The sequence below is a fragment of the Enterobacter sp. RHBSTW-00975 genome, from assembly GCF_013615235.1.
In the GTDB taxonomy this organism is placed as follows: Bacteria; Pseudomonadota; Gammaproteobacteria; order Enterobacterales; family Enterobacteriaceae; genus Enterobacter; species Enterobacter ludwigii.
In genome coordinates, this window is sequence record NZ_CP055883.1 from 4,128,415 (window position 1) to 4,153,240 (window position 24,826).

The 24,826-nt window shown below is 54.1% G+C and carries 23 protein-coding genes and 1 pseudogene; 12 read left to right on the top strand and 12 right to left on the bottom strand.

Going from position 1 to position 24,826, the window contains the following annotated elements:
- Nucleotides 1–14: 14 nt before the first annotated feature.
- Nucleotides 15–1,502 (bottom strand): altronate dehydratase family protein, encoded by a 1,488-nt coding sequence (locus HV340_RS19940; protein WP_121339858.1) that lies wholly within the window; start codon nucleotides 1,500–1,502, stop codon nucleotides 15–17.
- 17 nt (nucleotides 1,503–1,519) lie between these two features.
- Complete coding sequence (uxaC, locus tag HV340_RS19945; protein WP_040018780.1) at nucleotides 1,520–2,932, bottom strand: glucuronate isomerase; 1,413 nt, start codon at nucleotides 2,930–2,932, stop codon at nucleotides 1,520–1,522.
- 473 nt (nucleotides 2,933–3,405) lie between these two features.
- Here uxaC and HV340_RS19950 point away from each other — a divergent pair, with 473 nt between their 5' ends.
- From HV340_RS19950 to HV340_RS20000, 11 genes are all read left to right on the top strand, one after another.
- Nucleotides 3,406–4,704, top strand: a complete 1,299-nt coding sequence (locus HV340_RS19950; RefSeq protein ID WP_014171725.1) for an MFS transporter — start codon at nucleotides 3,406–3,408, stop codon at nucleotides 4,702–4,704.
- A 117-nt stretch (nucleotides 4,705–4,821) separates the two neighbouring features.
- Nucleotides 4,822–5,598: a transcriptional regulator ExuR gene (gene exuR, locus HV340_RS19955; RefSeq protein ID WP_014171726.1), complete on the top strand. Its 777-nt coding sequence runs from the start codon at nucleotides 4,822–4,824 to the stop codon at nucleotides 5,596–5,598.
- A gap of 344 nt (nucleotides 5,599–5,942) precedes the next feature.
- Complete coding sequence (gene yqjA / locus HV340_RS19960) at nucleotides 5,943–6,605, top strand: DedA family general envelope maintenance protein YqjA (RefSeq protein ID WP_014171727.1); 663 nt, start codon at nucleotides 5,943–5,945, stop codon at nucleotides 6,603–6,605.
- 2 nt (nucleotides 6,606–6,607) lie between these two features.
- Complete coding sequence (mzrA, locus tag HV340_RS19965; protein WP_181216193.1) at nucleotides 6,608–6,991, top strand: EnvZ/OmpR regulon moderator MzrA; 384 nt, start codon at nucleotides 6,608–6,610, stop codon at nucleotides 6,989–6,991.
- Between the two features lie 143 nt (nucleotides 6,992–7,134).
- Nucleotides 7,135–7,503, top strand: a complete 369-nt coding sequence (locus HV340_RS19970) for a DUF1090 domain-containing protein (RefSeq protein WP_181216194.1) — start codon at nucleotides 7,135–7,137, stop codon at nucleotides 7,501–7,503.
- Between the two features lie 29 nt (nucleotides 7,504–7,532).
- Nucleotides 7,533–7,838: a YqjD family protein gene (locus HV340_RS19975; protein ID WP_003862645.1), complete on the top strand. Its 306-nt coding sequence runs from the start codon at nucleotides 7,533–7,535 to the stop codon at nucleotides 7,836–7,838.
- 1 nt (nucleotide 7,839) lies between these two features.
- Nucleotides 7,840–8,238, top strand: a complete 399-nt coding sequence (locus tag HV340_RS19980; RefSeq protein ID WP_013098867.1) for a phage holin family protein — start codon at nucleotides 7,840–7,842, stop codon at nucleotides 8,236–8,238.
- On the top strand, nucleotides 8,235–8,531 hold the full coding sequence (locus HV340_RS19985) for a YqjK-like family protein (RefSeq protein ID WP_020883574.1): 297 nt from the start codon (nucleotides 8,235–8,237) through the stop codon (nucleotides 8,529–8,531). Before HV340_RS19980 ends, HV340_RS19985 begins: the two co-directional genes overlap by 4 nt.
- 209 nt (nucleotides 8,532–8,740) lie before the next feature.
- On the top strand, nucleotides 8,741–9,133 hold the full coding sequence (locus HV340_RS19990; protein WP_181216195.1) for a DoxX family protein: 393 nt from the start codon (nucleotides 8,741–8,743) through the stop codon (nucleotides 9,131–9,133).
- Nucleotides 9,134–9,205: 72 nt separating this feature from the next.
- Nucleotides 9,206–10,192 (top strand): glutathione S-transferase family protein, encoded by a 987-nt coding sequence (locus HV340_RS19995; protein WP_020883573.1) that lies wholly within the window; start codon nucleotides 9,206–9,208, stop codon nucleotides 10,190–10,192.
- Between the two features lie 106 nt (nucleotides 10,193–10,298).
- Nucleotides 10,299–10,664 (top strand): DUF805 domain-containing protein, encoded by a 366-nt coding sequence (locus tag HV340_RS20000; RefSeq protein WP_014171733.1) that lies wholly within the window; start codon nucleotides 10,299–10,301, stop codon nucleotides 10,662–10,664.
- 40 nt (nucleotides 10,665–10,704) lie between these two features.
- On the opposite strand, the gene HV340_RS20005 is transcribed toward HV340_RS20000, so the two are convergent.
- Nucleotides 10,705–11,607 (bottom strand): LysR family transcriptional regulator, encoded by a 903-nt coding sequence (locus HV340_RS20005; RefSeq protein ID WP_014171734.1) that lies wholly within the window; start codon nucleotides 11,605–11,607, stop codon nucleotides 10,705–10,707.
- A gap of 103 nt (nucleotides 11,608–11,710) precedes the next feature.
- Between HV340_RS20005 and HV340_RS20010 the strand changes: the two genes are divergently transcribed.
- Nucleotides 11,711–12,412 (top strand): pirin family protein, encoded by a 702-nt coding sequence (locus HV340_RS20010; protein WP_014171735.1) that lies wholly within the window; start codon nucleotides 11,711–11,713, stop codon nucleotides 12,410–12,412.
- A gap of 42 nt (nucleotides 12,413–12,454) precedes the next feature.
- Here HV340_RS20010 and HV340_RS20015 read toward each other — a convergent pair whose 3' ends face one another.
- The 9 genes and pseudogenes from HV340_RS20015 to HV340_RS20055 form a co-directional block, all read right to left on the bottom strand.
- Entirely contained in the window at nucleotides 12,455–13,756 is a 1,302-nt protein-coding gene (locus tag HV340_RS20015) for a serine dehydratase subunit alpha family protein (RefSeq protein ID WP_063925611.1), read from the bottom strand.
- 20 nt (nucleotides 13,757–13,776) lie between these two features.
- Nucleotides 13,777–15,107: pseudogene (locus HV340_RS20020) on the bottom strand (hypothetical protein).
- A gap of 262 nt (nucleotides 15,108–15,369) precedes the next feature.
- A complete protein-coding gene (locus tag HV340_RS20025; protein WP_014171738.1) occupies nucleotides 15,370–15,780 on the bottom strand; it encodes a hypothetical protein in 411 nt (136 codons plus the stop codon).
- Between the two features lie 151 nt (nucleotides 15,781–15,931).
- Nucleotides 15,932–18,226: a formate C-acetyltransferase gene (pflB, locus tag HV340_RS20030; protein WP_032679026.1), complete on the bottom strand. Its 2,295-nt coding sequence runs from the start codon at nucleotides 18,224–18,226 to the stop codon at nucleotides 15,932–15,934.
- A 15-nt stretch (nucleotides 18,227–18,241) separates the two neighbouring features.
- Nucleotides 18,242–19,450 (bottom strand): propionate kinase, encoded by a 1,209-nt coding sequence (gene tdcD, locus HV340_RS20035; RefSeq protein ID WP_181216196.1) that lies wholly within the window; start codon nucleotides 19,448–19,450, stop codon nucleotides 18,242–18,244.
- Nucleotides 19,451–19,480: 30 nt separating this feature from the next.
- The gene (gene tdcC / locus HV340_RS20040; protein WP_059306680.1) at nucleotides 19,481–20,812 is read right to left on the bottom strand and encodes a threonine/serine transporter TdcC; all 1,332 of its coding nucleotides are present in this window, start codon (nucleotides 20,810–20,812) and stop codon (nucleotides 19,481–19,483) included.
- A gap of 10 nt (nucleotides 20,813–20,822) precedes the next feature.
- Complete coding sequence (gene tdcB, locus HV340_RS20045) at nucleotides 20,823–21,812, bottom strand: bifunctional threonine ammonia-lyase/L-serine ammonia-lyase TdcB (protein ID WP_032679736.1); 990 nt, start codon at nucleotides 21,810–21,812, stop codon at nucleotides 20,823–20,825.
- A 116-nt stretch (nucleotides 21,813–21,928) separates the two neighbouring features.
- Complete coding sequence (tdcA, locus tag HV340_RS20050) at nucleotides 21,929–22,849, bottom strand: transcriptional regulator TdcA (protein ID WP_014171743.1); 921 nt, start codon at nucleotides 22,847–22,849, stop codon at nucleotides 21,929–21,931.
- A gap of 655 nt (nucleotides 22,850–23,504) precedes the next feature.
- Complete coding sequence (locus tag HV340_RS20055) at nucleotides 23,505–24,428, bottom strand: IS5-like element IS903B family transposase (protein WP_001118619.1); 924 nt, start codon at nucleotides 24,426–24,428, stop codon at nucleotides 23,505–23,507.
- Nucleotides 24,429–24,826: the final 398 nt, after the last annotated feature.

Below are 24,826 nucleotides of genomic sequence, written 5' to 3' on the forward strand. Positions count from 1 at the left end.
CACCCGCACCACACTTACAGCGTCACGCCACTCTTGAAGATCGCCAGTTCGCGGAAGTCATTCTTCTCGTTACAGGTCTGTCTACCGTTGGCAAACTCCACAATGGTATCCACGAATTCCGTCAGCAACTGCGGCATCCCTTTACCGTGGATCAACTGGCCTGCATCAAAGTCGATCCAGTGTTTTTTCTTCGCTGCCAGCTCGCTGTTGGTCGCGATTTTGACCGTCGGCACAAAGCCACCGTACGGTGTCCCGCGCCCGGTGCTGAACAGCACCATGTGGCAGCCGGCGCCGGCCAGCGCGCTGGTCGCAACCGCATCGTTACCCGGTGCGCTGAGCAAATTCAGACCGTGCGTTTTCAGACGTTCACCGTAGCGCAGGACATCAACCACCGGGCTGGCACCCGCTTTTTGCGTGCAACCGAGAGACTTCTCTTCAAGCGTGGTGATCCCGCCCGCTTTGTTACCCGGAGACGGGTTTTCATAAATCGGCTGGTTGTGGGCGATAAAGTACTGTTTGAAGTCGTTCACCATGGTGACGGTCTTCTCAAACGTCTCTTCGTCGCGACAGTGGCTCATCAGAATACGTTCAGCGCCGAACATTTCCGGCACTTCTGTCAGCACCGTCGTACCGCCGTTGGCGATCACATAATCTGAGAAGCGGCCCAGCATCGGGTTCGCGGTGATCCCGGACAGGCCATCAGACCCGCCGCACTCCAGGCCGAACTTCAGCTCACTCAGCTTGCCCGGCTCACGCCTGTCGTGACGCATCACCTCATACAGCTGGTGAAGGTGCTCAATGCCCGCTTCCACTTCATCATCCTGGTGCTGACACACCATAAAGTGCACGCGCTCGGGGTCAAACTCACCCAGCGTGTCGCGAAACGCATCCACCTGATTGTTCTCGCAGCCCAGGCCAATCACCAGCACCGCGCCCGCGTTCGGGTGGCGGACCATGTTTTGCAGCATGGTGCGGGTGTTGATGTGGTCGTCGCCAAGCTGAGAACAGCCGTAGGTGTGGCTGAACAGGTGCACACCGTCCGTACCTTCGGCGTCGTGGGTCTCTTTCAGGAAACGCGTCTGGATTTGACGCGCGATCCCATTCACGCAGCCGACGGTGGGAAGGATCCACAGCTCGTTGCGGATCCCCACCTCACCGTTCGCCCGGCGGTAGATCTGTACCTCGCGATCCGCCGCCTGCGCTTCTTCCGCCGCTAAATCAGGTTGATAGCTGTACTCGTCCAGATCGCTCAGATTGGTGCGGGTGTTGTGGGAATGAATATGCTCACCCGGCGCAATATCCGCCAGCGCATGACCAATCGGGAGACCGTATTTAACAACGTTGTCTCCTTGGGCGATCGGCTTCACGGCAAACTTATGCCCGCGAGTCACCGCCTGACGCAGGGTTACCGCCTGGTTATCAACGGTGACAACTTCACCTTCGGCCAGATCCGCCAGCGCGACGGCAACGTTATCCAGCGAATGGATTTTGATGTATTGCATATCAACCTCAAACGGCCTTAGTTCAGTTCAATGGCGAAGTAGTCGCGCGCATTGTTAAAGCAGATGTTTCTCACCATTTCGCCCAGCAGCTGAATATCGGCAGGGGCCTCACCCGCGGTCACCCAGCGGCCAATCATCTGGCACAGAATGCGGCGGAAATATTCGTGGCGCGTGTAAGAAAGGAAGCTACGGCTGTCGGTCAACATGCCCACAAAGCGGCTTAACAGACCCAGCTGTGCCAGCTGCGTCATTTGACGCTCCATCCCGTCTTTCTGGTCATTGAACCACCAGCCGGAACCGAACTGCATCTTGCCTGGCATACCTTCACCCTGGAAGTTACCGATCATGGTACCCAGCACTTCGTTATCGCGCGGGTTCAGGCAGTAGAGGATGGTTTTTGGCAGCAGATTTTGCTCGTTCTGTTTGCTCAGCAGCTTAGAGAGTTCTTCAGCAAGCGGGCGATCGTTGATGGAGTCGAAGCCCACGTCCGCGCCCAGCAGTTTAAACTGACGCTGGTTGTTATTGCGCAGGGCACCAATGTGGTATTGCTGCACCCAACCGCGGCGAGCATATTCCGCACCGAGGAAGACCAGCACCGCCGTTTTGAACTGTGCCACTTCGTGCTCGCTCAGGGATTCACCGGACAGGCGACGTGCCAGAATGCTATCAAGCTCAGCTTCATTTGATTCCGCAAACATCACCACATCCAGCGCGTGGTCAGAGACTTTACAGCCGTGTGCCGCGAAGTGGTCCAGACGTTTGGTCAGCGCGCTCTGCAGGTCTGCAAAACGACGAATGTCGGTGTCAGACACTTCCGCCAGCTTCGCCATGTAATCATTGAACGTCGCCTGTTCGATATTAAAGGCTTTATCCGGACGCCAGCTTGGTAGCACTTTAATATCAAACGAGGTATCGCGGGCGACCACAGCGTGATGTTCCAGGGAGTCAATCGGATCGTCAGTGGTCCCCACCATCTTCACGTTCATCTGCTTCATGATGCCGCGGGCGGAGAAGGTATCCTGCGCCAGTAATTCATTGCACCGATCCCAGATTTCATCGGCGGTAGCCGGGGAGAGCAGCTTTCCGGTGATGCCGAACGGACGGCGCAGCTCAAGGTGCGTCCAGTGATATAACGGGTTGCCGATGGTGTGCGGAACGGTCGCCGCCCAGGCGTCAAACTTCTCGCGGTCGCTTGCATCACCGGTACACAGGCGCTCAGCCACGCCGTTGGTACGCATCGCACGCCATTTGTAGTGGTCACCTTTCAGCCAGATGTCATACAGGTTTTTGAAACGGTAATTTTCGGCAACCTGCTGCGGCGGTAAATGGCAATGGTAGTCGAAAATTGGCTGGTCTTTGGCGTAGTCGTGGTACAGGCGGCGAGCAAATTCGGTATCTAACAGAAAATCTTCGGTCATAAACGGTGTCATTATCGTCTTCCTCGTAACGAGAGCGTCAGAAAGCTTATGCTCAGATGCTGCAAAGTTATCACACCAATTTCCAGAGACAGAACATTTTTTCGTGAGTTAGATCAATAAACGCAGACAAATTAATTACCTCAAATGAGGTAAACCCTTCGCCAGGCCGCGCCAGAACTGGCTTTATCCGTAACACATAATGTCCCTACAAATAATCATGCATTTGTGATGTCACTCACCTTTTAAAGTTGTATGACAAGTTATCTTTTCGCCGTCGCAAACACTAAGCCGACGGAATGCATTCCCGGTGTGAAAACATCGGTTTTAACGGTACGGATACCGACTTATGCACGCTTACTTATGGCAAGGTTCGGGCCGTTCCGGGACATCTCCCGGTTAAGCCCCTCCCGTTACACAACCGCTCCCGGACACGGTCGAGAGGTTGCCGTGCAAGGCACGGAATTAACATAACGATGAGGTTTTAGATGCGTAAAATTAAAGGGTTACGTTGGTATATGATCGCACTGGTGACGTTAGGCACCGTGCTGGGCTACCTGACACGTAACACCGTGGCAGCCGCAGCCCCGACGTTGATGGAAGAGCTGCATATCTCCACTCAGCAATATTCCTACATCATTGCTGCTTATTCCGCGGCTTACACCATCATGCAGCCTGTCGCAGGCTATGTTCTGGATATTCTCGGGACCAAAATCGGCTACGCCTTCTTCGCCATCGCCTGGGCTATTTTCTGCGGCGCCACGGCGCTGGCAGGCAGCTGGGGCGGTCTGGCGCTGGCACGTGGTGCGGTAGGTGCAGCGGAAGCGGCAATGATCCCGGCCGGGCTGAAAGCCAGCTCTGAGTGGTTCCCGGCGAAAGAGCGTTCTATTGCCGTCGGCTATTTCAACGTCGGTTCTTCCATCGGTGCGATGATTGCACCACCGCTGGTGGTGTGGGCTATCGTGATGCACAGCTGGCAGATGGCGTTCATTATCTCTGGTGTACTGAGCTTTGCGTGGGCCATGGCGTGGCTGATTTTCTATAAACACCCGCGCGATCAGAAAAAACTGTCTGAAGACGAACGCGAATACATCATTGGGGGTCAGGAAGCTCAGCATCAGACCAACAACGGCAAAAAAATGACGGTCTGGCAGATTCTGGGTACCCGTCAGTTCTGGGGTATCGCCCTGCCGCGCTTCCTCGCCGAACCCGCCTGGGGGACCTTCAACGCCTGGATCCCGCTGTTCATGTTTAAAGTCTATGGCTTTAACCTGAAAGAGATTGCGATGTTCGCGTGGATGCCAATGCTGTTTGCCGATCTGGGCTGTATCGTTGGCGGTTATCTGCCACCGCTGTTCCAGCGCTGGTTTGGCGTGAACCTGATCGTCTCCCGTAAAATGGTCGTGACGATGGGCGCAGTGCTGATGATTGGCCCGGGCATGATCGGCCTCTTCACCAGCCCGTATGTAGCAATCGCCCTGCTGTGCGTCGGTGGTTTTGCTCACCAGTCACTGTCCGGTGCGCTGATTACGCTCTCTTCTGACGTCTTCGGGCGTAACGAAGTGGCTACCGCTAACGGCCTGACCGGTATGGCTGCCTGGACGGCGAGCACCCTGTTTGCTCTGGTGGTCGGTGCGCTGGCGGACACCATCGGCTTCAGCCCGCTGTTTGCCGTACTGGCTATCTTCGACCTGATGGGTGCAGTGGTTATCTGGACGGTGCTGAAAAGTAAGTCGGCAGAAGAGGTGCTAAAAGAGTCCCTGGGGGGACCGGCAACGCAAAGTTAGCGCCCCTCCTGATGTCACAGCAGCCGCCTCCGGGCGGCTTTTTTCATGGCAAAATCTGGAGACTGGCACGCAAAAGTGGTATAACAAATAATCCGCCGTACCCTGCCTGGAGCGCATATGGAAATCACCGAACCACGTCGTTTATATCAACAACTTGCTGCCGAGCTGAAAGATCGCATCGAGCAAGGTGTCTACCTTGTCGGTGATAAACTCCCCGCTGAGCGCTTTATCGCTGATGAAAAAAGCGTCAGCCGCACCGTGGTGCGTGAAGCGATTATCATGCTGGAAGTGGAAGGCTACGTTGAAGTTCGCAAAGGCTCCGGCATTCACGTGATTTCTAATCAGCCGAAACACTCCCCGGTCGCCGACGAAAGTCTCGAATTCGCCAGCTACGGTCCGTTTGAACTGCTCCAGGCGCGCCAGCTTATCGAAAGCAATATTGCGGAATTTGCAGCGACTCAGGTGACCAAGCAGGACATCATGAAGCTGATGGAAATCCAGGAAAACGCGCGCAAGGAAAAATGTTTCCGTGATTCAGAGTGGGACCTGCAGTTCCACGTTCAGGTCGCGCTGGCAACGCAAAACACGGCGCTGGCGGCAATCGTGGAAAAAATGTGGACTCAGCGCGTTCACAACCCGTACTGGAAAAAACTGCACGATCACATCGATTCCCGCACCGTGGATAACTGGTGCGACGATCACGATCAGATCCTTAAAGCGCTGATTCGCAAAGATCCACATGCAGCAAAACTGGCGATGTGGCAGCACCTGGAAAACACCAAGCAGATGCTGTTCAATGAAACCAGCGATGACTTCGAATTTAACGCTGACCGCTATCTTTTTGCCGATAATCCTGTCGTTCATCTCGATACGGCAGCCAGTGCGGCAAAATAGTTTACCTTTTCGCTGGCAGGCGCTTCGCTGCGCCTTCTGGCAGAGGTGGGTAAGCAAAACATATATAGTGTCAGCCTTTGTAAATCCCCTCGCTCCCCTCCATGGCTTACGCCAAAATCATCTCACCCCTGCAAATTCTGTGACGCAGAACCTTGGGCTTTGTTACAATTGGATTCAATTCGTTATTTTATAAGTTAGTGCTTGCTAACCAGCCAATTAACAGGGAACAGTGTTGGCCACACCTCAATGTGTCCGCGAGCGACCATAATGAAATCACAACAATGTCGCCGTGCTGTTTGTCCCGGATAACAGGCGTGACGTTAACCGATTTCCAGGAACACTGAATGGAACTTTTGACCCAACTACTGCATGCCCTCTGGGCGCAGGATTTTGAAACGCTGGCCAACCCTTCCATGATTGGCATGCTCTACTTCGTCTTATTTATGATTCTGTTCCTTGAGAACGGTTTACTGCCTGCCGCCTTTTTACCTGGCGACAGCTTACTGGTGCTCGTCGGCGTGCTGTGTGCCAAAGGGGCAATGGCCTTTCCGCAAACCATTTTATTACTGACCATCGCCGCCAGCCTTGGCTGCTGGGTGAGCTATATCCAGGGGCGATGGCTGGGCAATACGCGTCTGGTGCAGAACTGGCTCTCCCACCTTCCTGCGCATTATCACCAGCGGGCGCACCATCTTTTCCATAAGCACGGGCTTTCCGCGCTCCTGATCGGCCGCTTTATCGCCTTTGTACGCACCCTGCTGCCTACCATTGCGGGTCTTTCCGGATTAAGCAGCACCCGTTTCCAGTTCTTCAACTGGATGAGCGGCCTGCTGTGGGTTCTGATCCTGACCACGCTGGGCTATGCGCTGGGCAAAACGCCGGTCTTCATGAAATATGAAGATCAGCTCATGTCCTGCCTGATGCTGTTACCGGTGGTTCTGCTGGTCTTTGGTCTGGTCGGTTCGCTGGTGGTGCTGTGGAAGAAGAAATACGGAGCCAGAGGTTAACGATGGTTATCTCACCGCTTGCCGTGCGCCGTTTTGCCGTGGCCATGATTGCCCTGGGGTTGCTCAGCCTCATGTTCCTGGCCTGGACGACGCTTTCGCATCAGGAATCGACGCTGGCCATTCACCCGGTGAGTCAGGGTGTCAGCGTGCCTGACGGTTTTTCGGTGTGGCATCATCTTGATGCCAACGGCATCCGCTTTAAGAGCATCACCCCGCAGGACGATATTTTACTGATTAAGTTTGATTCCCGTGCGCAAAGTGCCGCCGCGAAAGTGGTGCTCGACCGTACGCTGCCGCACGGTTATATCATTGCCCAGCAGGAAGATGACAACCAGCCTGCTGCCTGGCTGTCACTGATTCGCGATTCGTCGCATAGATTTGGATAATTACCAGGATTCCGAATCTTTTCACTCACTTTGGTGAATCCCCCGTTTACTTACTATGCTTAAGTACGCGGAGCACCCCATGAATGTACTCCGCTTGACTCTGGATAGCGGCTCACGCCGCAACACAATGGAAGGTTTCGATAATGAAATTCCGCATTACTCTGGCTCTGGCCCTTTTTTCTTTAAGCACAGCGTCCTTCGCCAACTCTCTCTGTCAGGAGAAAGAACAGGATATTCAGCGTGAGATCAGTTATGCCGAAAAGCATAACAATCAGCATCGTGTTGAGGGTCTCAAAAAAGCGCTGAGCGAAGTGAAAGCGAACTGTTCTAACAGCAAGCTACGTGCCGATCACCAGAAAAAAATCGCTGAACAGAAGGACGAGATAGCCGAGCGCCGTCACGACCTGCAGGAAGCGAAAGAGAAAGGGGATGCGGAAAAAATTGCTAAGCGCGAGAAGAAGTTGAAAGAAGCGCAGGACGACCTGAAAGCGCTGGAAGCTCGCGATTATTGAGTTAACGGAAATCTCAACAGGAGAGAATCATGTCAAAAGATACGACGTCTGAAAATCTGCGCGCTGAACTGAAATCCCTGGCCGATACCCTGGAAGAGGTGCTGAACTCCTCTGCAGATAAGTCAAAAGAAGAGGTCAGCAAACTGCGCAGCAAAGCTGAGCAGGCGCTGAAAGAGAGCCGTTATCGCCTGGGTGAAACCGGTGATGCACTGGCGAAACAGACCCGCGAAGCGGCAGCCCGCGCGGACGAATATGTTCGCGATAATCCGTGGACGGGTGTAGGGATTGGTGCCGCGGTAGGTGTGGTACTGGGTGTCCTCCTGACGCGTCGTTAATATGGAAGATCCTCGTCACGCACAAGGGCCTGCTAATAACGTCCTCGGCATCGGCCAGCGTATTCTGACGACGCTGGTCGGGATTGCCGAAACGCGCGTCCGGCTGGCAGTGGTTGAACTGGAAGAGGAGAAAGCGAACCTTTTCCAGATGCTGCTGATGCTCGGGCTTACCATGCTCTTCGCCGCGTTTGGTCTGATGAGCCTGATGGTGTTAATCATCTGGGCCATTGACCCGCAATATCGACTCAACGCGATGATTGCCACCACCGTTGTTCTGCTGGTTGCGGCATTGATTGGCGGCATATGGACGATGCGTAAAGCACGCAAATCCACTTTCCTGCGCCATACGCGCCAGGAACTGGCCAACGATCGCGCCCTGCTGGAGGATGACAAGCCGTGAGCGATAAAGCCGAACGTCAGAAGCGAAAAGCATTCCTGCTCAGTCAGATCCAGCAGCAACGGCTGGATTTGTCTGCCAGTCGTCGCGACTGGGTTGACGCGACGCGTCGTTTTGACCGGGGCTGGAATACCTTCCTGAGCCTGCGCTCATGGGCGCTGGTCGGAAGCAGCGTGATGGCTATCTGGACGGTTCGTCATCCAAATATGCTGATCCGCTGGGCCCGCCGCGGCTTTGGTGCCTGGAGCGCCTGGCGTCTGGTGAAAGCGACGATTCGTCAACAACAGCTGCGTTAGTTCTTATGCCGGGTAGCGTTTCGCTTACCCGGCATACTTTCCCCCTTCCCCGTTACTCAATATCTTTGAAGAAGATTGACAGTTTTCCTTGCTAACAATTCCCATCTGCCCCGTTTACACTCCTCTCCATCGACAGCAAAGACGCGGTATCTACCCGAATTTGCACACAAATAAAGTTCAGCCGCTGATGTGGTTTCCTGGAGAGTAAAATGAAAAAATTAGAAGATGTTGGTGTTCTGGTAGCGCGTATTCTGATGCCGGTTCTGTTTATCACCGCAGGCTGGGGCAAAATCACCGGTTATGCGGGCACGCAGCAATACATGGAAGCCATGGGTGTTCCCGGGTTCCTGCTGCCACTGACTATTCTCCTTGAGTTCGGCGGCGGCCTGGCGGTTCTGTTCGGCTTCCTGACCCGCACCACGGCACTGTTTACCGCAGGCTTCACCCTGCTGACGGCGTTCATCTTCCACAGCAACTTTGCAGAAGGCGTGAACTCCCTGATGTTCATGAAAAACCTGACCATCGCGGGTGGCTTCCTGCTGCTGGCCATCACTGGCCTAGGCGCATACAGCATCGACCGCGTTCTGAATAAGAAGTGGTAAGCACGCTATACTGAATGAACACAAAGCGAGGAGATATCTCCTCGCTTTTGCTTATTGACGGAGGAGAAAAAAATGGGACAACTCGTAGACGGCGTCTGGCAGGATGTCTGGTATGACACCAAATCCACCGGGGGACGCTTCAAGCGCTCTGTTTCGGCCTTCCGTAACTGGCTAACCGCCGATGGCGCACCGGGCCCAAGCGGCGAAGGCGGCTTTGCGGCTGAGAAAGACCGTTATCATCTCTATGTTTCTCTGGCCTGCCCATGGGCGCACCGCACGCTGATTGTGCGCAAGCTGAAAGGACTCGAATCCTTAATTCCGGTTTCGGTGGTCAACCCCCTGATGCTGGAAAACGGCTGGACGTTTGACAGTGATTTCCCGGCCGCCACCGGTGATGACCTCTACCACCACGATTTTCTCTATCAGCTCTATCTGCGCGCCGATCCGCACTACACCGGACGCGTGACCGTACCCGTGCTGTGGGACAAGAAAAACCAGACCATTGTCAGCAATGAGTCCGCAGAGATCATCCGCATGTTCAACACCGCGTTTGATGCCCACGGGGCCCGCGCCGGGGATTACTATCCGGTTGAGCTGCGCGATAAGATTGATGAGCTGAACAGCTGGATTTACGACAACGTGAATAACGGTGTCTACAAGGCAGGCTTTGCCACCAGCCAGGAAGCGTATGACGACGCGGTGGGAAAAGTATTTGAATCGCTGGAGCGTCTTGAGCAGATCCTCGGCCAGCATCGCTACCTGACGGGCGACCGCCTGACGGAAGCAGACATTCGTCTGTGGACAACGCTGGTTCGCTTTGATCCAGTGTATGTTACCCACTTCAAGTGTGATAAACACCGCATCAGCGATTACCTGAACCTGTACGGTTTCCTGCGCGATATTTATCAGATGCCGGGCATTGCTGAAACGGTCGATTTCAACCATATCCGCACCCACTATTTCCGCAGCCATAAGACCATCAACCCGACGGGTATTATCTCGGTGGGTCCGTGGCAGGACCTGGATGAACCGCACGGTCGCGACGTGCGTTTCGGATAAATATCAAGGGCATCAATTGATGCCCTTTTTTAATTCACATTCTCCATCTATCCTTACCTCGATCGCTTAAAAAACAAGTGATTGACTGACTAATGAGGCAAGGAAAATGGACTGGTATTTAAAAGTACTGCGCAACTACATTGGATTTGGTGGCCGCGCTCGCCGTAAAGAGTACTGGATGTTCGTTCTGGTGAACTTCATCCTCATCATGGTGCTGGGTATTATCGATAAAATTCTCGGCTGGGAACGAGCCGGCGGTGAAGGTGTTCTCACCACGATTTACGGCCTGCTGGTCCTGCTTCCCTCATGGGCCGTACTGTTCCGACGGCTACACGATACCGATCGTTCAGCCTGGTGGTTACTGCTGCTGCTGATCCCGATTGTGGGCTGGCTGGTCATTCTGGTCTTCAACTGCCAGGCCGGCACGCCGGGCGAAAACCGCTTCGGGCCCGATCCAAAACTCAACGCATAAAACAAAGCCCGGTGGCGTTTCGCGTACCGGGCTCGATTTTTTATTTGTTGTGATGGGCAAAGAGCTTGGGTATTTCGCGCAGGCACCACGATTTGGCCTCACCCATGCTGTCGCGCCGCCACGCCATAATGATGTCCACTTCGCTGGTGTACTCCGGGCTGACCACGCGTAGCCGCCCTTCTGCAATATCTTTTTCGACAAACGGATACGGCATCGTTGCCACGCCCAGGCCTGCCAGCAATGCCTGGCGTTTGTCTTCAAGCGACGTGACGGTCAGACGCGGTTGTTTATCCAGCAACTGCACCGTTAACACCGGACGCTCGCGCGCGGTATCTGCGACCGCAACCCCGCGGTATTTCACCCGCGTCACTTCCGAGAGCGGCTCCGGCTCCTGGTGAATCGGGTGATCCGGTGCGGCGACATAGACGTTCATCACGCTGTAGAGTTTGCGGGAGTTGATTTCAGATGAGGAACGGAAGTGCATATCCGGGGCAATGACGATATCCGCCCTGCCCGTCTCCAGTCGCTCCCAGGCCCCGGCCAGCACCTCGGTGATGATCGATAACTGGGTGTTTGCTTTGTCGGCCAGCCGGTTCACCAGCGGGAACAGCGCCTCGGTGGGCACCAGCGCTTCCGTCACCAGCGTCAGATGGGTTTCCCAGCCGCGCGCCAGCGCTTCGGCGTCCGTCGTCAGCTTGTCCGCCGCTTCCAGCAGGACGCGACCACGCTCCAGCAGCATCCGTCCGACGTTAGTGAATTTTGTTCGATGACCGGAGCGGTCAAAGAGCACCACGTCCAGCTCTTCCTCCAGCTTCTGCATGGTATAGCTGAGCGCAGACGGAACGCGCCCCAGTTCATCTGCCGCCGCGGCAAAACTGCCACGCCGATCAATTGCGTCCATGACGCGAAGCGCCTCAAGCGTCAATGCTCTCTCTTTAGCCATCTCGTTCTCATTCAGGAAATTTGAACATACCGGGCAGAATATCTGGCTAACAATGAAGCGTCCATACCTTTACCATTGTTTAGTGTAAAGAGAGGTCAAGTTTATGATTACGACAAGAACAGCTAAACAGTGCGGACAAGCCGATTTCGGTTGGCTGCAGGCCCGCTACACCTTTTCCTTTGGACACTACTTTGACCCTAAACTGCTCGGTTACGCTTCATTGCGCGTATTGAATCAGGAAGTGCTCGCCCCAGGCGCGTCCTTCCAGCCGCGTACGTACCCGAAAGTCGATATCCTGAACCTGATCCTGGAAGGCGAAGCAGAATACCGCGACAGCGAGGGCAATCATGTCCAGGCGAAGGCCGGCGAAGCATTATTAATCTCCACGCAGCCGGGCATCAGTTACAGCGAGCATAACCTCAGCAAAGATAAAACGCTGACCCGTATGCAGCTGTGGCTGGATGCCTGCCCTGAGCGGGAAAACCCGCTGGTACAGAAGTTAGATTTGACGGGCGACAGGCAGCAGCTGATAGCCTCCCCGGACGGCAGTCAAGGCAGCCTGCAGTTGCGCCAGCAGGTGTGGCTGCACCATATCGAACTGAAGAAAGGGGAACAGGCGAGCTTCCAGCTTCATGGTCCGCGCGCCTATCTGCAATCGATTCACGGTACGGTGCATGCGGTGACGCATACGGAAGAGAAAGAAGCGCTCACCTGCGGTGACGGGGCGTTTATTCGCGACGAAGCGAATATCACGCTGGTTGCTGATTCGCCGCTGCGCGCGCTGTTAATTGATTTACCGGTTTAACACCCGATAATCCTCTCTCCCCGGCGGGGAGAGAGGAAACCGTTACACTTTACGTGCCATAATCTCAATAATCTGCCGGTCCGTCGCCTGCATGGCGCGGCACGCCAGCGAACACAGGTTCGCGATCGACTGCTCCACATCGTGCGCCACAATCCCTTCATTGCCCGTTACCGCCGAATCATCCAGCGCCATCATCACCGCTTTCCAGGCACTACCAACGCTGGTTGAGACCTTCATGGCGCAGCTGTTGGACGCGCCATCGCAGATCATCCCGCTGACATCGCCAATCATGCTGCTGATTGCCATTGAGAGCGTCTGATAGCTTCCGCCCATCAGCCAGGCCATGCCTGCCGCCGCCCCCATCGCCGCCGTGGTAGCCGCACACAGCGCCGACAGGCGCGGAAGCTGGGCGTGGATATAAATAGCCGAAAGGTGTGAAAGCATCAGCGCCCGGGCAAGGCGTTCATCATCCGCCTGGACATGTTCCGCCACCACCACAACCGGCATGGTGGCCGTGATCCCCTGGTTGCCCGATCCGGAATTGCTCATTGCTGGCAGCGTCGCCCCGCCCATTCGGGCGTCCGAGGCCGCGCTGGTGCGAATGACAATATCCGAGCCCAGGTCCTGCGCTATCCATCCGCGAGCGCGCTGCTTATTGAGCGTCGCGCCAATGTGCAGCCCCCATTTTCCGCTTAAACCTTCACGGGAGAGCGCATCATTTAATTGTCCGGCAGCCAGGATAAAGCGGATCGCGTCAAACGGCACCTGCTCCACAAACTCAAGGATCTGCGATAGCGTGGCGTTTGAAAGTACCGCCAGCGGGTCGTCATTCCTCTCATCGGGTTGAGAATCAAGCGTAAAGCGGGTTTCGCCCTGACAGAGAATCTCCACCACCCGCGTATGCCCACCGGCGATGGTCACCATCGCCGAGGCCTGTCCGGCGTGAACGCAGGCGCGGGAGTAGAGGATGTCATCGCACGGCTCCTGCAGCTTGACCTGCACCTGTCCGGCGTCCAGCAGCGCTTTGGCACGCACCAGCGCATCGGCAGTGGCATCCTTCAGTACCTCCAGCCCGGCGTGCGCGTTGCCGCCAATGGCCCCCAGTGCCGCCGCAATCGGCAACCCGACCATCCCGGTGCCAGGTACCGTCACGCCAAGGCCATTTTTCATCAGATTCGGTGAAACCCACGCCTCAATCTGTGTGACGTCACCCGGCAGAAGCTCCGCGGCCATCGCACAAGCCAGCGCCAGAGAGATCGGCTCGGTACACCCCAGTGCAGGTTTAACTTCCTCCTGCACCGCCCGAATAAATTGATTCCATAAAGATTGAGTTTGCTCTGACATCGTTACGACCTTGTTTGCCCTTAAGAAAACGCGAGGAAAGGAGAAACACACAGCAGCAGACCGGTGATGATAATGATCACCAGCGACACGCCTTTATATTTGTGCAACGCCGGCACTTTGTAGACCAGCCACGCCGGAATCAAACACCCCACCATGCCGAAGATGGGGCTGCAAATAGAGGTGAAGCTCAGTACCGGCGCGTTTAACACAATCGCGCTCCATGCCAGCAGAATGGCAAACAGCATGATGCCGCGCTGTACGGTGTTTTCGTTGATTTTCTCTGCCGGCATTTTGCGGCGCAGAATGTTCATCACAATGCCCTGCGTCGCTTCACGAAAGCCCAGATACACGCCGAAGAACGCGGTCATGACGGCAAAGATATTCAGGATAACGCTGACAATTTTGACCCAGCCGGCACCGTCGCCACTGATAAACTGCGCGGCAATTGCGAGTGCGGAAATATTCTGTTCGTAGGCTTTGACCGCCTCATCATGCCCCATTGCCAGGGTGAACGAGACCGCGTAGAAAAAGACCGTCACGAAGAGGATCGCGAAGGCGATGTTCATCGCCCGCAGCGCTTTATGGCGCGCCACTTCAACCGATTTTTCGCGTAACGATAGGAGATCACCATCGGGCTTAATGTCTGAATAAACAGAATCGACGTTAAGGTAAACGGCAACGTGATAATCGCGTTTTTAATGAGTAGCCCCACGGGTGGCAGCATGCCCACGTTGGCTAAATGCCAGAGGCCAATCATCGACAACCCGAGCGCCGCCACCACAAATAACTTGGTCAGCACCATCAGGCTGGAGACTTTAAACAGCAGTTTCTCGCCACGGGAGGAGATCGCCACCAGGATGCAGATCAGGAACAGACCGTAGAACGGATTTTCAGAGAGCAGCCCCTCCGTCACGCCGAAGGTGTGTAAATAGGAAGCGCTGTCGTTGGTGATGGCGGTGGAGTAGACGAACATCCAGATAACCAGCATCACGAAATAGAGCGCACCCAATAAAATGCCCCAGTTCTTACCGAGGTAGCCGCTGATGACGCTTGGATAATCTTTGCACTCCGGCGATTCTGCCAGCGTGTTAATAAACAGCCGCTGAAACAGGTACATGGCCGGATAGCCAATCACTGACGAAAGCAGAAACACCCACAGTCCCATCAGCCCCACCTGTACCGGGAGAAAAACAATCCCCGCGCCGATGGCCATTCCGATACTCATAATGACCCAGCCCGTATCGGTGCTGTCGAATTTAATGGCCTCCTGCCACTCGCTTTCACTCATCCCTGCCCGCTTTGCCGCGGGTGAATCGTTCACAATCACACTGCTGTTTGTTGCCGTATCCATAAGGCACTCGCTTATTTTGTAGGGTAACCAATTGTTTTTATGGGATTCTGACCACCAGCGATAATGAGCCAGACTGCTGCAGGTGTGTGTTATTGGAATGGACAAATCATACGTGGAGAGCGGGAGAAAAAAGTCACAATATTTATAAGGCTTTTCGCAAGCGAGAGAAATAAATACTCTGATATGATGAATAATCGATGTGTTTTTCTAAAAGTGATGCCGATCAAGAAATAAAAAACCCGCGACATGCGCGGGTGTGTCATCAGTTAGCCAGCGCGTTCGCCATATCGGTTTTCACCTGTTTACGCTGCTCCGCTGTCAGAACCTGGCTGACATCAAAGTAGTATTTGACGCGGTAATAGCGGGTCTGCTCTTCAATTTTGCTGAATGCGGCAAGCTGGTTTTTCACCGTGCTTTCATCCCATTTCCCGGTCTGGAACATCTCGATCAGCGCACCGTCTTTCACGCCGGTCATCGGGATCTTGCTGACATTTTGTTCCAGCGTCTGATGCAGCGCGTCGATCTTCTTAATCTGATCGTTGCTCAGCTTGAGGTGTTGCACCAGCGGATCCTGCGCCGGAGAGGGGGCAGCTTCAACGTCAGCGGCCTGTGCGGCAAAACTGCACGCCACCAGCGAGGCAGCAACCAGGGTGATACGGGTCATTTTCATCATCTTACTGTCCTTACATACTGTTTCAGGGAAAAAGCAGGCGCATTGTTTTTCAGAAGCGGATGAAGATGTGTGAGTAATTATATAAACATTTTTGTATGTTCCGCGGACAAAAAAGCCCCCTTAACCAAAGGGGGCCTGTTTCAGACGACGATCACAGTGCCTGGGTAAACGTCCTTGAGATCACGTCCTGCTGCTGCTCGCGCGTCAGCGCATTAAAGCGCACCGCATACCCTGAGACGCGAATGGTCAGGTTGGGATAGTTCTCCGGGTGCTCAATCGCCTCCATCAGCATCTCCCGGTTCATGACGTTAACGTTGAGGTGCTGTCCCCCCTCAATGGCCGCTTCGTGGTGGAAATACCCGTCCAGCAACCCGACAAGGTTGGTTTTGCGCACCCTCTCATCCTTGCCCAGCGCCTGAGGCACGATGGAGAAGGTGTAAGAGATCCCGTCTTTCGCATAGGTAAACGGCAGCTTAGCGACGGAGGTTAACGAGGCCACCGCCCCTTTCCTGTCTCGTCCGTGCATCGGGTTCGCGCCCGGTGCGAATGGCGTACCGCCGCGGCGTCCGTCCGGCGTATTGCCGGTTTTCTGGCCGTAGACCACATTCGACGTAATGGTCAGGATCGACTGGGTCGGCACCGCGTTGCGGTAGGTCGGCAGCGCCTGAATTTTCTTCATAAAGCGTTCCACCAGGTCACAGGCAATGCTGTCCACGCGGTCATCATTGTTACCGTACTGCGGGTAGTCCCCTTCAATCACAAAATCGACCGCCAGGCCGGTATGGTCGCGTACGGGTTTTACCGTGGCGTATTTGATGGCGGACAGCGAGTCCGCCGCCACCGACAACCCGGCGATACCGCAGGCCATGGTGCGGTAAACGTCCCGGTCGTGCAGCGCCATCAGTGAGGCTTCGTAGCTGTACTTATCGTGCATGTAATGAATGAGATTCAGCGCGCTAATGTACTGCACCGCCAGCCAGTCCATAAAGTGATCCAGGCTCGCCATCACGGTGTCGTAATCCAGCACCTCATCCAGCAGCGGCGCGGTTTTCGGCCCGACCTGGATCTTCAGCTTCTCATCCACCCCGCCGTTGATCGCGTACAGCAGCGTTTTCGCCAGGTTAGCGCGGGCGCCAAAGAACTGCATTTGCTTGCCGATCACCATCGGACTGACGCAGCAGGCAATGGCGTAGTCGTCGCTGTTGAAATCCACGCGCATCAGGTCGTCGTTCTCATACTGCAGCGACGAGGTGTCGATCGACATTTGTGCAGCGTACTTCTTGAATGCGACGGGCAGTTGTTCGGACCACAGGATCGTCAGGTTTGGCTCCGGTGCAGGTCCCATCGTGTGCAGGGTATGCAGGTAACGGAAGCTGTTTTTGGTGACCAGCGTGCGGCCATCCAGCCCCATTCCGCCAATCACTTCGGTGGCCCAGACAGGATCGCCGGAGAAGAGCGTGTCGAACTCCGGAGTACGCAGGAAGCGCACCATGCGGATCTTCATGATGAAATGATCGATCAGTTCCTGCGCCTGGATCTCACTCAGGCGACCCGCCTGCATATCGCGTTCGAGATAAATATCCAGGAACGAGGCCGTGCGTCCCAGCGACATCGCCCCGCCGTTCTGGGATTTCACCGCGGCCAGATAGGCAAAGTAAACCCACTGTACCGCTTCCTGCGCATTCATCGCCGGGCGAGAAATATCGAAGCCATAGTTCGCTGCCATCTGCTGGATCTGCAGCAGTGCGCGTTTGTGTTCCGCCAGCTCTTCACGCAGGCGGATCGTCGCCTCCAGATCTTCACCCCGTTCGAGTTTGCCCTGCAGATCCGCGAACTGGCGCTCACGCTCGTGCACCAGGTAGCGGATGCCGTAAAGCGCCACGCGGCGGTAATCGCCGATGATGCGCCCGCGTCCGTAGCCGTCCGGTAGCCCGGTCAGCACGCCTGATTTACGACAGCGCATCATCTCGGGGGAGTAAACGTCAAAGACCCCCTGATTATGGGTTTTGCGCAGTTCGGTAAAGAGATATTCGAACTGCGGATCCATCTCGCGGCCATAGGCTTCGAATGAACTGCGGATCATATTGATCCCGCCGTACGGATGCAGCGCGCGTTTGAGCGGCTTATCGGTTTGCAGGCCGACGATCGTCTCCAGCTGCTGGTCAATATAGCCCGGTCCGTGGGCCGTGATGGTGGTGGCAATGTTGGTGTCAAAATCCACCGGCGCATGGGTGGCATTCTCCTGACGAATGCCCACCATTACCTTCTCCCAGAGCGCCGTCGTTGCTGGCGTCGCCTGCGCGAGGAAAGTTTCGTCGCCTTCATAAGGGGTATAGTTATGCTGAATAAAATCGCGCACGTTGACGGTGTCTTTCCATTCTTCACCGCGAAACCCGGCCCATGCGTCGCTGTAAGGGGCAACGCGCGTATCGATTGCTACTTTCATGAATTTCTCGCTCTGTCAGGCATAAGCCGCAGCCGGAGTGACCTTCCCAAGACGGAGGGCATCCAGCGCGATCATTTTTTCTTCGTTGGTTGGGATCACCGCGCAGGCCACGCGGGACGAATCGGTGGTGATCACACGCTCACCTGCGCTGCCCGGCAGGGCATTTTTGGCTTCATCGAGGGTGATGCCAAAGACGGCCAGGTGTTCCGCCACCAGCGTGCGGATCAGTCTGGAGTTCTCACCAATTCCGCCGGTGAACACCACACCGTCCAGGCGGTGTAACGACGCCGCGTGCCCGGCAATATGCCGTGCGATACGGTGAACAAAGGTCTGGATCGCCAGCTGTGCCCGCTGATGTCCCTCATGCCAGGCCTTTTCGAGGGCGCGCAGATCGGAGGATATTCCCGAGATCCCCAGCAGGCCGGACTCTTTATTGACGACGCGTTCCAGATCCTCAAATGACTGTCCGGTCCGTTGGGCTATCCAGGCCATGGCGCCGAAATCAACGTCGCCACAGCGGGTCCCCATGATCAGCCCTTCCAGCGGCGTCATGCCCATGGAGGTATCCACGCTCTCACCATTGCGTACCGCGCAGATGGATGCCCCGTTGCCGAGATGGGCAATCACCAGCCCGCTGTCCTCAGGCGAAATCCCGAGCAAGGCATGCGCCTGCCCGGCAACGTAGCGGTGGGACGTCCCGTGGAAGCCATAGCGCCGCACGCCAAGCTCTTCAAAATAGCGGTACGGCAGCCCGTACAGATAGGCCTGCGGGGCCAGCGTCTGGTGGAAGCTGGTGTCAAACACCGCCACCTGCTGTATGCCCGGAAACAGGCGTTCGGCTGCCTCGACGCCGCTTAAGTTGGCGTAATTATGCAGCGGCGCCAGCGAGGAAACCTGACGGATCTGCTCAATAACCTGTTCCGTGATAAGGGTCGACTCGCTGAAGAGGTCGCCGCCGTGCGCAATACGATGGCCAATCAGGGCCACGCTGCTCATCAGGTCACGCTTCTCCAGCTCCAGGGCGATGGCTGCCAGCGCCCCTTCGTAGTCATGGTGAGCCAGTCTGGCTGGCTCACCCCCGTTCACGGAAATAAAGGTTTTTTCAGTGTTAATCCCGTCTGCAATGCCCGTCATCAGGGCATCACAGCTGCTGGCATCGAGTACTGAAAACTTAACAGAGGACGATCCGCAGTTAATAACCAATACAACCGGAAACTCAATCATGGTGTTACTCCGCTCTTCCTGAGCCAGGGTTTAGAACAGTTTGTAGACGATGTTCAGGATGGTCAGCAGGCCCACAACCGTGACGAAGATGTTCTCGGGTCTGCCCTTATATTTCGCCATTGCCGGCGCTTTACGAATGGCATACATCGGCAACAGGCACAGCAGAGAGGCGATGATTGGCGCCCCCATGGCTTCGATAAGGTCGAGAATGTTCGGGTTGGCATAGGCAACGACCCAGGTCGACCCCATGATGAATACCATGCTGATGGTGTTCAGTTTGCCTACGGAGACTTTCTTCTTATCGCCCTTATAACCGAACTTCAGGATCAGGCCGTTCAGCCCTTCCAGCGTGCCCAGATAGTGGCCGAAGAAGGATTTGAAGATAGCGACCAGCGCAATGATGGAGGCACCGTATTCCAGCACCGTGGCAAACGTTGATTTAGTGCCTGACATGGTCGCAAAGTGGTTCGCCAGGTAAGAGAGCACGGGAATATTCTGCGCTTTGGCATCGGCCATGTTCTGCGGCGAGAGCGTGAACAGGCAGCTAAAGGCGAAGAACATCACCACCGCGACCATCAGCAAGCTGGCGCGACCGATGATTTTGGAACATTTCTGCTCGGTAAACGCTTTACCGAACTCGGGTTCGTACTCTTCACGTTTCGAGACCACAAACGAGGAGACGATGGGCGAGAAGTTGAAGGAGAAGACCATGATGGAGATCCCCAGCCAGACCGTCACCAGAATGCCGTCATGCCCGGTAAACGCGATATCGCTCAGATTGACCTGGTCAATCACCGACGAGTTCCAGTAAGGGATCAGCGACAGGGAAATCAGCACCAGGCTGGCGATAAACGGGAACACCAGGAAGCTCATCACCTTCACCATCAGGTCTTTACCAAACCAGATAACAAAGGCCATCAGCAGCAGCAGGAACAGCGCCACCACGCCGCGGTTAAGTTCGGGCAGCTGGAGCTGGTTTTCCCAGAAGGTCATAAAGGTGTTCGTAATGGTGACGCCGTAAATCCACAGCAGCGGGCAAATGGCGAAGAAGTAGAGGAACGTGATCACCACCCCACCGGTCTTACCAAAATGCTCTTCCACCGTTTCGGTGATGTTGCCAGACACGTTACTGCCGGACAGACACAGGCGCGCCAGCGCCCGGTGGCAATAAAACGCAATCGGGAAAGCGAGAACCAGCATCAGCAGGATAGGAATCAAGCCGCCGAAGCCTGCGCGAATCGGGAAGAACAGCACACCTGCGCCAATGGCGGTTCCAAACAGGCCAAGCGTCCAGGTGGTATCAGACTTACGCCAGGAGGACGTTTTTGTCTGGCCAACGATAATGCTTTCTGTGTTGCTCATAGGTCATCCTTTATGCGTCAACGAAGCCGGTAATTTGGGATACGCGGGAGAGATCGATATTGCCGCCGGAAATAATGCAGACGGTTTTACGCCCCTGAATATAGTGATCAAGCTTGCCGCTTAATAACGCCGCACAGGCCAGTGCGCCAGCACCTTCTGTAACCACTTTATTTCGCTGAATGAGGGCAATCATGCTGTTACGAATATCGTCTTCGCTGACCAGCACAATGTCATCGACTAATTCACGAACAATCTCGAAGGTTAATTTACCCGGGCGAGACACATCACATCCGTCGGCTAATGTACCGGTAACGCGGTGGTTAATGATTTCTCCTGCCTGATACGATGCGGCCATTCCATGTACGTTTTCAGACTGCACGCCGATAATATTAATGGTCGGGTTGATGGATTTAATGGCCGTTGCAATTCCGGCAATTAAACCGCCACCGCCGATGGGTACAATCACGTTATCCACATCATACAAATCTTCGAGAATTTCCAGACCAATGGTGCCCTGGCCGGCAATCACTTTCGGATCGTCATACGGCGGGATAAAAATGCGCCCTTCCAGCTCCACGATTTCGCTGACTTTGGCGATGGTGTCGTTGAAGTTTTCGCCGTGCAGCACCACTTCAGCCGAGTAGTCACGGGTGGCGGCGACTTTAGATTTCGGCGCGCCCATCGGCATGACCACTTTGCCGTCGATACCGAGCATTGCACAGGAGAGCGACACGCCCTGCGCGTGGTTGCCTGCAGAACAGGCGACCACGCCTTTACGTTTTTCAGCTTCGGTCAGCGAACTTAATTTATTAAACGCACCGCGGATCTTGAAGGAGCCAGTACGCTGCATATTTTCAAACTTCAGGAATATCTCACCTTTACAGCGTTCGCTGAGATAATTTGAGCGCGGCATGCCGGTTTTATATATTTTGCCTGCCAGTCGTTTTCTGGCGTCCTGAATATCTTCAATGGTCACCGGGAGATCGTAGGTAATATGCATAATATCCTCGTTATAATAATTCATTTTCTTCAGGCAAAGTCAGGGTATCAGAGCACGGATAAAATAAGCTCTGGGTGTTTTTAAACAGGTTAACGCGTTATCAGAGGGTTATTTAATCATCGTCGTCTTTCACTGGTCAGTGACGCGTATTGTTTTGCCAGTTCGACTAATACTGACGCCGATTTCTTAATTCTGTAATTTTTTGACCACACCGCAGCATAACGCGCTATGGGTAATTCATCTTCCACCGGCAGTACAATAAACTGGTCGGAACCGAATGGCGCAATCATGTCGCGGGGAATAACCGTCAGGTAATCGGCATTCAGGACAAGGTTATAAATGGTCACGACGGAATCGGTCTGGACGATGTTTTCAATGCTGATGTGATTGTCTTGCAGGGTGGTCAGAAGTTCTTTGTAGTAGCCCATATCGGTTTGCGGCATCACCCACTGTTCATCCGTGAGTGATGCCAGTGTAGTCGAGCCGGTGCACGTTCGTGATTTGTTGGCTACCAGGACAAACTCAGACTCAAACAGCGGCTCGACGTGAAGATCCTGCAGCAGCATTTCATCACTTAATGTGCCGATGGCAAAATCCAGCCGGCCGTCGCGAATGGCCGGCAGGAAAGAGGACAGCTGAGCTTCGTACATCGAGACGCGCGCTTTCGGGAACACTTCCTTGAATTTTTTGATCATTTCGGACAGGAAGGTGAAGCCAATGAGCGACGGGTAACCAAAGGAGACATCCATGACGGTGCTGAAACTGAGGCTGTTAATCTCGCTCACCATGTTTTTCATCTCACGGGTGATCGACTCAGAATACGAGAGTAATACCTGGCCTGCCGCAGTCAGTTTAACGCCGGTGTTTTTGCGCACCATGACTTCAACGCCAAAGTAAGATTCGATATCGCTGATAATTTTGCTGACGGCAGGTTGCGTCAGGCCCAGTTGTCTTGCAGCAGAACCAATGGAGCCACTTTTAATGACTTCCTGAAATACCACGAGGTGCTGTGTTTTCGGTAGAATAATAGTGTTCATAATATTCTGCGCTTATTTCCCTATGACGGGGTGGATTCTACTCAATATGGCTGACGGGGGTATGTGCTGTTACTCACAATTTGCTTTTTCACACCCTTAACCAGCATAACGATAACCCTTTAAAACACCTTACTATCAATGAGTTACATTAAAATAAATACGCTATAACGCTGATATTGATCAACAAAAAGAGCAGTAATAAATTTATTTTATGGCGATAACACAGGTAAATTTTTCGGCGCTAAAAAAAACGATAAAGACTATCTTTCAGGCAATTAAAGATTAATAAATAACCGTTATTCGTTTAAAACATTCTTTCAATTTATCAAATTTGTCTGGGGTGATTTTGCTGACTTTCGGGAAACAGTGGAATGCATCACACATTCATGGGCTAAATGTTTTTGAATTCAATATACATATATCAAATAAGAAAACATTCACGATCATAAAAGCAACATTCATAACAAATTAACAATACTGCAGAATCAGGGTTATTTAGCGCGAAATTTTGTGATTGCGATCGTCAGCAGATGCTAAAAAGACACAGAAGGGGTGGAAGCAGTGAAATGTGCTTAATGTCGCAAATATGATAATTGATGGGCTTTGTTGAATAAATCAGATTTCGGGTAAGTCTCCCCCGTAGCGGGTTGTGTTTTCAGGCAATACGCACGCTTTCAGGCATACCTGCTTTCGTCATTTTGTTCAGCGCTCGTACCAGGGCCATAGCCTCCGCAACCTGACCATCGTAGTCACGCAGCGTCAGTGAACCCCCGAACAGCTGTTTTACCCGGTACATCGCCGTTTCCGCTATCGAGCGACGATTGTAATCTGTTGTCCATTTCCACCGCGCATTACTCCCGGTCATTCGCTGATTAGCCACTGCACGGTTACGGTCTGCATATTCACCGGGCCAGTAACCCGCACCTTTTCGGGGAGGGATAAGCGCGCTGATTTTCTTACGCCGCAGTTCATCGTGACATAGCCGGGTATCGTAAGCGCCATCGGCGGCGGCTGACCTGATTTTCCGGTGGGTTTGCCGGATTAACCCGGGGAAGGCCTCTGAGTCCGTAACGTTGTTCAGCGACAGGTCAGCGCAGATGATTTCATGTGTTTTACTGTCAACGGCGAGATGCAGCTTACGCCAGATACGGCGGCGTTCCTGGCCATGCTTTTTGACTTTCCACTCGCCTTCACCGAAGACCTTCAGCCCGGTGGAATCAATTACCAGGTGTGCGATTTCACCCCGGGTGGGCGTTTTGAAACTGACATTAACCGACTTTGCCCGCCTGCTGACACAGCTGTAATCCGGGCAGCGTAGCGGAACGTTCATCAGAGAAAAAATGGAATCAATAAAGCCCTGCGCAGCGCGCAGGGTCAGCCTGAATACGCGTTTAATGACCAGCACAGTCGTGATGGCAAGGTCAGAATAGCGCTGAGGTCTGCCTCGTGAAGAAGGTGTTGCTGACTCATACCAGGCCTGAATAGCTTCATCATCCAGCCAGAAAGTTATGGAGCCACGGTTGATGAGGGCTTTATTGTAGGTGGGCCAGTTGGTGATTTTGAACTTTTGCTTTGCCACGGAACGGTCTGCGTTGTCGGGAAGATGCGTGATCTGATCCTTCAACTCAGCAAAAGTTCGATTTATTCAACAAAGCCTAATTGATGTCGTGTGAGCGATGCATCAGGTGGCACTTGCTTGCAATTTCTAAGGCCGATAAAAGAAAAAACCCGCCGAAGCGGGGTTTTGTAAAAAGTTGAAGCTGACCGATAAGCCGCGTTCTTTCATAGAAAGCGGAGTGGACAGTCATTCATCTCATTTAGCGCAGATAGCAAAAACCCCGCCGAAGCGGGGTTGTGTAAAAAGTTGAAGCTGGCCGATAAGCCGCGTTCTTTCATAGAAAGCGGAGTGGACAGTCATTCATCTCGTTTTGCGCAGATAGCAAAAACCCCGCCGAAGCGGGGTTGTGTAAAAAGCTG

Coding starts and splice junctions, on each gene's coding strand:
- tdcC (WP_059306680.1), bottom strand. CDS start 20,812: ATGAGCAACACAGAAAGCATTATCGTTGGCCAGACAAAAACGTCCTCC.
- exuR (WP_014171726.1), top strand. CDS start 4,822: ATGGAAATCACCGAACCACGTCGTTTATATCAACAACTTGCTGCCGAG.
- HV340_RS20015 (WP_063925611.1), bottom strand. CDS start 13,756: ATGTCAGAGCAAACTCAATCTTTATGGAATCAATTTATTCGGGCGGTG.
- tdcD (WP_181216196.1), bottom strand. CDS start 19,450: ATGATTGAGTTTCCGGTTGTATTGGTTATTAACTGCGGATCGTCCTCT.
- mzrA (WP_181216193.1), top strand. CDS start 6,608: ATGGTTATCTCACCGCTTGCCGTGCGCCGTTTTGCCGTGGCCATGATT.
- uxaC (WP_040018780.1), bottom strand. CDS start 2,932: ATGACACCGTTTATGACCGAAGATTTTCTGTTAGATACCGAATTTGCT.
- tdcB (WP_032679736.1), bottom strand. CDS start 21,812: ATGCATATTACCTACGATCTCCCGGTGACCATTGAAGATATTCAGGAC.
- tdcA (WP_014171743.1), bottom strand. CDS start 22,849: ATGAACACTATTATTCTACCGAAAACACAGCACCTCGTGGTATTTCAG.
- HV340_RS19950 (WP_014171725.1), top strand. CDS start 3,406: ATGCGTAAAATTAAAGGGTTACGTTGGTATATGATCGCACTGGTGACG.
- HV340_RS19995 (WP_020883573.1), top strand. CDS start 9,206: ATGGGACAACTCGTAGACGGCGTCTGGCAGGATGTCTGGTATGACACC.
- HV340_RS19975 (WP_003862645.1), top strand. CDS start 7,533: ATGTCAAAAGATACGACGTCTGAAAATCTGCGCGCTGAACTGAAATCC.
- yqjA (WP_014171727.1), top strand. CDS start 5,943: ATGGAACTTTTGACCCAACTACTGCATGCCCTCTGGGCGCAGGATTTT.
- HV340_RS19970 (WP_181216194.1), top strand. CDS start 7,135: ATGAAATTCCGCATTACTCTGGCTCTGGCCCTTTTTTCTTTAAGCACA.
- HV340_RS20025 (WP_014171738.1), bottom strand. CDS start 15,780: ATGATGAAAATGACCCGTATCACCCTGGTTGCTGCCTCGCTGGTGGCG.
- HV340_RS19940 (WP_121339858.1), bottom strand. CDS start 1,502: ATGCAATACATCAAAATCCATTCGCTGGATAACGTTGCCGTCGCGCTG.
- HV340_RS20005 (WP_014171734.1), bottom strand. CDS start 11,607: ATGGCTAAAGAGAGAGCATTGACGCTTGAGGCGCTTCGCGTCATGGAC.
- HV340_RS19990 (WP_181216195.1), top strand. CDS start 8,741: ATGAAAAAATTAGAAGATGTTGGTGTTCTGGTAGCGCGTATTCTGATG.
- HV340_RS20000 (WP_014171733.1), top strand. CDS start 10,299: ATGGACTGGTATTTAAAAGTACTGCGCAACTACATTGGATTTGGTGGC.
- HV340_RS19980 (WP_013098867.1), top strand. CDS start 7,840: ATGGAAGATCCTCGTCACGCACAAGGGCCTGCTAATAACGTCCTCGGC.
- pflB (WP_032679026.1), bottom strand. CDS start 18,226: ATGAAAGTAGCAATCGATACGCGCGTTGCCCCTTACAGCGACGCATGG.
- HV340_RS20010 (WP_014171735.1), top strand. CDS start 11,711: ATGATTACGACAAGAACAGCTAAACAGTGCGGACAAGCCGATTTCGGT.